Source organism: Ornithinibacillus californiensis (genome assembly GCF_001038485.1).
Lineage (GTDB): Bacteria > Bacillota > Bacilli > Bacillales > Amphibacillaceae > Ornithinibacillus > Ornithinibacillus californiensis.
The window spans coordinates 1-7,486 of the sequence record NZ_LDUE01000057.1 but is presented as its reverse complement, the minus strand read 5'-3'; the positions used below and the strand labels follow the sequence as shown (position 1 = coordinate 7,486).

Below are 7,486 nucleotides of genomic sequence, written 5' to 3'. Positions count from 1 at the left end.
GATGCATACCAACGCTATTACAAGAAGCAAAATCATGCCCCTACATTCAAAAGCAAAAAGAATAAGGTACAGTCCTATATCACCAAACAAACGAGTGGGAATATCGCAATTTTTGATAAGCACATCAAGTTACCGAAACTTGGCCTTGTTCGATTTGCCAAAAGCCGGGAGGTAGATGGCCGAATCATCAACGCGACCATCCGGCGTAATCCAAGTGGTAAGTACTTTGTTTCCATCTTAGTGGAAACGGAAGTGGTTCCATTGCCAAAAACACACGCTACTACCGGAGTTGATTTAGGCTTAAAAGACTTCGCTACCCTTGCGGATGGAACGATATATAAAAATCACCGCTACTTGAAATCGTCAGAGCAAAAGTTACGGAAAGCCCAACAAGTACTTTCCAGACGAGTAATCGGCTCTAGTAATTGGAATAAACAACGAATCAAAGTAGCTCGCCTCCACGAAAAGATTGCAAACCAACGGAATGATTTCTTACATAAGACCTCTACCGATATCATCAAAAACCACGATGTGATTGGGGTAGAAAGTCTACAAGTAGCTAACATGATGAAAAACAAAAGAACTGCACAATCTATCGCAGATGTGTCTTGGTATCAATTCAAGGCCATGTTGAAATATAAGGCAGAATGGTACGGCAAGACGGTGGTGGAAGTGAGTAAGACCTTCCCGAGTTCTCAGACTTGTTCGAGTTGTGGTCACAAAAACAAAGACGTTAAAGATCTGAATTTGCGTGAATGGACTTGTGTCTGTGGAGCCCATCACCAAAGGGATATTAACGCAGGACAAAATCTTAAAAATGAAGCGATAAGACTTCTAACCGCAGGGACTGCGGGGATAGCCTAATAAAAACTTTCGGGTACGAAGGTGTTCTTAGGAATCCCCCACTTCAAACAGCTCGATAAGAGCAGTTAAGTGGTGGGTAGTTCAATGATTGCTTCAATTCTTTAAGGGAGAAGGAAAGGGCAATTCGACTAGATTAAACAGGGGAATGTGATTTCATGAGTGTACTTACGATACATAATTTAGAAAAACAGGATAAGGATGTTTTATTATTTCCTGCATTTGACCTTGAAGTTGTAGAAGGAGAAGTTGCAGTAATTCATTCTAACCTTAATATTAGAGTTGCTCTGCTTAGGATGATTATGGGGCAGGAACCGTTGTTAAATGGGGAATTAACGGTATTAGGAGAAAAGGTTTCGAAGGATAAGAAATTATACGAATTAGGGATAGGGATAAGTTTCTATGAAGAAGGTTATTATCCAAGGCTATCTGTATTAGATCAACTTAAATTTTATCAGCAGCTATACGATTCCAATCAAACAGTGAAACAAATTCTAAATCTAGTACAATTGGATTCTATTAAAAATAAAAAAATTGGATTACTTACATTTTCTGAGAAAAGAAGACTACATATTGCTAATGTGTTATTGCAGGAGCCAACATTAGTAATCTTTGAAGAGCCGGATTTAAATGTGGACTTAGAAACTAAACGAGTCATTCTTAATATTTTTCAGAAACTGAAGGAAGAACAAAAAGCAGTACTCGTGTTAACGAGTAATATGGAAAATGCGATTACAATGGGAGATAATGTGTATCGTTTAAATGATACTGGAATTCATAGAGTGGAAGTACAGGATGAATCGCCCGTAACGAAAGAAGTAGTTCAAGTAGAAACGGAAGAGAAAGAAGAAACGATTGCCTTCAACTTCAACAAAATTCCTACCAAGGTCAATGAGAAGATTATCTTATTTGATCCTCCTGAAATTGATTACATAGAAAGTAATGAGGGAATATCCCATGTCTACATAAAAGGTGAATCTTTTCCAAGTGTATTTACGCTGAACGAGTTAGAAGAACGATTAAATCCGTATGGCTTTTTCCGGTGTCATCGTTCCTATATCGTAAACTTGCAAAAAGTTCGAGAGGTAATCACATGGACGAGAAATAGTTATAGTTTGGTATTGGATGATACGAACAAGTCTACAATTCCACTTTCCAAAACAAAAATGGCACAGTTAAAAGAAATGTTGGGACTAAAATAAGCTCCATTCATCCTGAAAAATGCTCTTTTCATAGAAAAAATGATGTAAAAACCCTTATTTTCTACTAATCTATGGATAAGTCAAAAAACAATCAACACGGAGGAGAAAAATGGAAAATATTATCGAAGTGAAAAGTTTGGCAAAGGTTTTTGGAAATCAACCGGCTTTAGAAGATGTAAATTTCAATGTGAAAAAAGGGGAGACATTTGGATTTTTAGGTCCAAGTGGATCAGGAAAAACAACTACTATAAAAATCCTGACAGGACAATTATTACAAACTTCTGGAGAAGCAGAAGTGTTCGGTGTGAAAAATTCAGCTATCAATAATGGCTCCTATCGTAGAAGAATCGGAGTGCTGTCTGATAATAGTGGACTTTACCAAAGACTTTCTATAGAAGATAATTTAAAGCTTTATTGTGATCTTTATGATGTTTCGAAACAAAGAATGGAAGAAGTATTGGAGTTAGTGAATCTCGGTAATGAAAAGAAGAAAATAGTTTCAAAGCTATCTAAAGGGATGACCCAACGTGTGCTATTAGCTAGAACATTACTACATGAACCAGAGTTATTATTCTTAGATGAGCCAACTTCAGCATTAGACCCAGCTAACTCAAAACAAATTCACGAAGGGTTACGTCGCTTGAATGAAAAGGGAACAACGATCTTCCTAACAACCCATGACATGAGTGAAGCCGAAACGTTATGTAATCGAGTGGCGTTCTTAAATAAAGGGAAGATCCAATTATTAGACGAACCGAAAGCCTTACGCAGACAATTTGCTGATGGAAGCCTGACAGTAGAATTGAAAAATGGGCAGTTTGTAACACTTCCAGGTGGTGCTGAAGGTGCGGAAGAGGTATATAAATATATGTCCAATAATGAAGTGGAATCCATTCACTCTAATGAACCAACACTTGGAGATATTTTCGTAGAGATTACTGGGAGGGAATTAGTATGATATTATCATGGAAGCGAATCTATGCTATTTTTCAAAAGGATATGAAAGACTTATCGAAGAACTTGTTTGTTAGTTCTATTATCATTTTGCCTATTATGATGGCCTTTCTTTATGGAGCTATGGGTGAAGCTACAATTGATTTACACTATATGATTATTAACCTTACACTAGCTTCTGTAACAGCTTTTATTCAATGTGCAGTAATTGCGGAAGAAAAAGAAAAACATACATTAAGAGGGTTAATGCTATCCCCTGCATCAGTTGCGGAGATCCTTGGTGGCAAAAGTTTAGTAAGTTTCATTTTAACGGTTGTAACACTTGTTGTATGTATGATGATTACGGGATATGAGCCTTCTAATATGCTAATTATTGTTGTTGCTCTTGTGGTTTCCATGTTGTTCTATTTAGCTTTAGGGACCATTTTAGGTCTTTTATCTAGAACTGTAGTGGAAGCATCAGTAATTATCCTGCCAGTTATTTTCTTGTTTGGTTTTGGGTCTATGTTGATGTTGTTAGTGGAGAAGGTTCCAGCCCTTTCGTTCATTGAGTACTTGCCTAATATTCAGTTGATTGAAATTGCTTATGATGTTGAGGCGGGATTAGGATTTGGGGATGTTTGGGTTAATTTAGTTGTTTTATTAGCGTGGGCTGTTGTGGCTACACTAGCAACTGCGTTTGTATATAAGAAAAAAGAGATGGATTGATCATAAGAAAAGTGTCCTTGAAAGAGTAACGGGTTCCGTTACCTATCGCAAAACTTTAATTTGTATAGCAAGATGCAAATAAAAATGTATAACAAATTGCACTGCAAAATGCAGTGCTTTTTGTATGCAAAAAAACAGCCCGGTTTGATAAGGAGCGAGCTAAAGATTAAATTTATTTGATTTTTTTCTTATTCAACTAAAGCACCCGTTAGCAACAAAAGGTTTAACGTTTAAATCCCATAACTAAGAATAAGAAAACTACCTACCCATAATACAATATTTGAAGAGATTATAGCACTTTATTTCCTCTATAAAGGAGAATTTCTTTTGATTAATTATCAAAAAGCATTAAATATGTAAAAAACTCAGGTGTTTCCTGATTAACATGAAAAGTGTCGATTCCACGTTCGATAATCAGATCAACCTTTAGTTCTTGGCAATTGGAGGTTATTTCATTTAACTGCGATTCGATAATGACAATTATTCTTTCATCATCTGATGTAGCCTCTCTCATAAGATTATAGTAATGATCACTCTTTTCATTTCTTACTATCTCATACGGAACGAAATTTAAGTTATCCAGGTTAGGCTTTATGAGTCCGTTATTGTGTGCATTAATATAGTTAAGAGCTGTCATTTTCAAAAAAATCGCTTCGGATTCTGACAACCCTGTTTCAATAATATCTATTGTTTTTTGAAACGCAGAGATAACGTCATTAACTGATTGTAATGATCGAATTTCATGGAAATATTGATGCTTCAAATATGTTATGTACTCATTATGATCCACATAATCACCTCAACAAAAAGATATGTCATAATACATTGTAAAAATAATTGCTATTAAATTAAACTGCCCCGTTACTTGAACAAGGAAGAAGTTTCTCCCTTCTTTCAGTAACGCACCCGTTAATAAACTAAAATCAATTCTAAAGTTGTCCGTTAAAGTAGGATAAGAAAACTCCTGAAATGAGGACAATGTAAACTAAGATGTCAATAAGGGTAATAATATATTCCTTTTCTTCCCTTTCGTATTTATATTCCATGAATGCCTGAAAGCCTACTCCAACACAAAGGCTAATGGCAAAACCAATTATTAATATTAGGTTTTGGATAAAAAAGGATAGTATCAAGAAAACAATAGCAATTATACGTATTATATAGACTAACCCTTCATGCGTTTTGTTGATATATCTGTTTTGCTCAAGATAAGGTATAATTTTATATCTTTTTCTAAGAAATTTAACTAAAAGAAACCTAATTATTAGTACAGTAGTGAGAAATAAAATAAATTCTAGCAACTAAACCCTCCTAATGTCTATGCCATAAACACAATTTCTTCTTCATACAGATAGGTAAGGGTTTGAAGTTATCGCTCCCTTTTCCCCCTGTTCACACCGTACGTGCGACTTTCACCGCATACGGCGTTCCAACTATTCCAATTCATTCAATTCTATGTATTATTAGATTTGACCTTGCTTTCTTCCGAAATCAAATTGATTGATTATGACATTGTAATCGAAGTTTGTTGAGTTTATCAATTTGCTTTTTAGATAAGTTTAAAATTTTAAGTAATGCTGTTATCTTTTCGGTATCTTTCATATGTACCAGTCTGTGGACTGATTCATGAAGTATCACTAGATTTGAAAATGAATCATCTTTTGATAGATGGTACGGATTCTTATGATGGCAGTGCCAATCATTTTTACCTAGCTCCAATCCAGAGATAGCACACTTTCCATATTGAGAGATAAATTTACTTATTCGATTGTCATTATATTCAATTGTTCGGTTCGGAATAAACCAATTCATGATAGATGATAGAATTTCTTTACTAATAGCTTTTAGCCCTTTGTGTATCTTTTCTCTCCCTTCGGGAGTATAGTTACACGTGTCTTGGGAAAAACATAAATTTGTTTTATGTCTTTGGGCATGGATAGGTACAAATACCATGTTTTGTATTTTGTACAATTTGCACTTGTATCCTTTATATCTCTTTTGTAAAGTTCTGGTCATATCATGAAAATTGGCATCTGTTCTAAAAATCTTTAGACGATTATACATGTTTCTACGCAGATTAGAGTTTAACTCATTAAGATTTATTGTAATTCTTGTGGCTGCTGAATAGTAATTCTGAATTCCCATGACTACCGTATTGAAATTCCATACTGTCTTATTGCTAGGATTCTTCTGTATAGTTTTAATAGCCTTCTTGATTTTGTTAGAAGCACTGGCTTTTGCCTTTTTTGACATATTAGATTTCGCTACATATCCAAATCTAGTTTTGCCTTTGCTTACTACTTTGAAAGTGAACCCAAGAAACTCCGAAGAGTTTTTCTTTAGGTTTATTACTTTAGACTTTTCTTCACTAGTTTCAAGGTGTAGTCTATTCATCAAGAAATCTTTAATGGCATAATTCATTCTGATTGCTTGTGTACGTGTTCGACATAAAACTTTAAAATCATCCGCGTAGCGGACTATAAAGCACTCTTTCAACCCAGACTTTTTCAACGCTTGATATTTAATCCCGCTGGTCTTATATTTGAAGTCACTATCGAACGTTTCCCACTGATTACTTATCCACCAATCAAGTTCATTTAAAACAATGTTTGATAATAGTGGAGATAGGATACCGCCTTGCGGTGTTCCTTTTGTCGGTATGCCTTCACCATGAATTTCAGCTTTTAATAGTTTAGAAATAATGGCTATTAATGACTTATCTCTAATCCCTAGCGACCAAATCTGTTTTAAAAGTTTACTGTGATTGACGTTATCAAAGAAGCCTTTAATATCGACATCAATACAGTGATGGAGTCCAGATTGATTGATTAGAAATTCAAATCGTGCTTTCGCATGATGAGTATTTCTGTTAGGTCTAAATCCATAACTATGCTTATGAAACTTTGCCTCAATGATTGGCTCTAAAACTTGTAAAACGCACTGTTGAAAAATCCTATCCCAAATGGTTGGTATTCCCAAAGGTCTTAATTTTCCATTTGCCTTTTCTATGAATACACGCCTTACTGCTTGTGGCTCATACCATTTAAACATATTTTGAATTGTAGCTATTACATCTTCCACCGATAAATGACTAATATCTTTAATTGTTAATTTATCTGTTCCTGCCGTTTTACTTCCCGTGTTTCTTTTGATATTTCGATAGGCAAGACGTATATTTTCATTAGAACTCATCAATTCTATTAATCCATAAAACTTATCACCATCAACACTACGAGCGTAGAGAGAGTCGAAACACTCTTGTAAATTATAATACTCATTATGTCTCAGTTTCTTCCGTTTCAATAAGTCGGTAACCCCTTTCGGAGTTAACCTCTTTTAGTCTCACGAGAACCTTATTAACCGATAAAGATCTGCCTTACATGGTTGAATGATTCTTCATTAGTCTAGTGGCTATCCCTCCATGTGGATTAGACATTTCATTGGTACTGTGCCACCACTTTCACTGAAATGAAGGGAAGTTATACAATAACTATTGTCATTATTGTTTTCCTTGCCACCGTTTCATTGAGAGTAAGCCCTCCACGTTATCAGCTTACAACGTTGAATTATATCTATTATAGAATGAACTTAGGTGCTTCCTGTAAGCCTGTTAGCGTTCATACGCCTATAACGTATCATGGATTTTCATATTAGTTAGTCTTACTCACCCACATCTAACCTCACAATTTGGTGATATACACATTTCTATGTATTGCAGGTCTAGACCCGTACATTCAGAAGTTTGTCAGCTTAACCTTTTT

7 protein-coding genes are annotated in these 7,486 nt (G+C 35.2%); 4 read left to right on the top strand and 3 right to left on the bottom strand.

Going from position 1 to position 7,486, the window contains the following annotated elements:
* From tnpB to TE34_RS14035, 4 genes are all read left to right on the top strand, one after another.
* A partial coding sequence (tnpB, locus tag TE34_RS14050; RefSeq protein WP_047984960.1) for an IS200/IS605 family element RNA-guided endonuclease TnpB occupies positions 1–864 on the top strand: 864 nt, incomplete at its 5' end.
* A gap of 155 nt (positions 865–1,019) precedes the next feature.
* Positions 1,020–2,063 carry a LytTR family transcriptional regulator DNA-binding domain-containing protein gene (locus tag TE34_RS14045; protein ID WP_047985452.1) on the top strand — a complete coding sequence of 348 codons (1,044 nt, stop codon included), beginning with the start codon at positions 1,020–1,022 and terminating at the stop codon, positions 2,061–2,063.
* 109 nt (positions 2,064–2,172) lie between these two features.
* Complete coding sequence (locus tag TE34_RS14040) at positions 2,173–3,021, top strand: ABC transporter ATP-binding protein (RefSeq protein WP_047985451.1); 849 nt, start codon at positions 2,173–2,175, stop codon at positions 3,019–3,021.
* Positions 3,018–3,725 (top strand): ABC transporter permease, encoded by a 708-nt coding sequence (locus TE34_RS14035; RefSeq protein WP_047985450.1) that lies wholly within the window; start codon positions 3,018–3,020, stop codon positions 3,723–3,725. Before TE34_RS14040 ends, TE34_RS14035 begins: the two co-directional genes overlap by 4 nt.
* Positions 3,726–4,056: 331 nt before the next feature.
* Here TE34_RS14035 and TE34_RS14030 read toward each other — a convergent pair whose 3' ends face one another.
* The 3 genes from TE34_RS14030 to ltrA form a co-directional block, all read right to left on the bottom strand.
* The gene (locus TE34_RS14030; protein WP_047985449.1) at positions 4,057–4,515 is read right to left on the bottom strand and encodes a hypothetical protein; all 459 of its coding nucleotides are present in this window, start codon (positions 4,513–4,515) and stop codon (positions 4,057–4,059) included.
* A gap of 139 nt (positions 4,516–4,654) precedes the next feature.
* Positions 4,655–5,026 (bottom strand): DUF4181 domain-containing protein, encoded by a 372-nt coding sequence (locus TE34_RS21735; RefSeq protein WP_047985448.1) that lies wholly within the window; start codon positions 5,024–5,026, stop codon positions 4,655–4,657.
* A gap of 190 nt (positions 5,027–5,216) precedes the next feature.
* Positions 5,217–7,028, bottom strand: coding sequence for a group II intron reverse transcriptase/maturase (gene ltrA / locus TE34_RS14020; protein ID WP_047984092.1), 1,812 nt, complete (start codon positions 7,026–7,028; stop codon positions 5,217–5,219).
* Positions 7,029–7,486 lie beyond the last annotated feature (458 nt).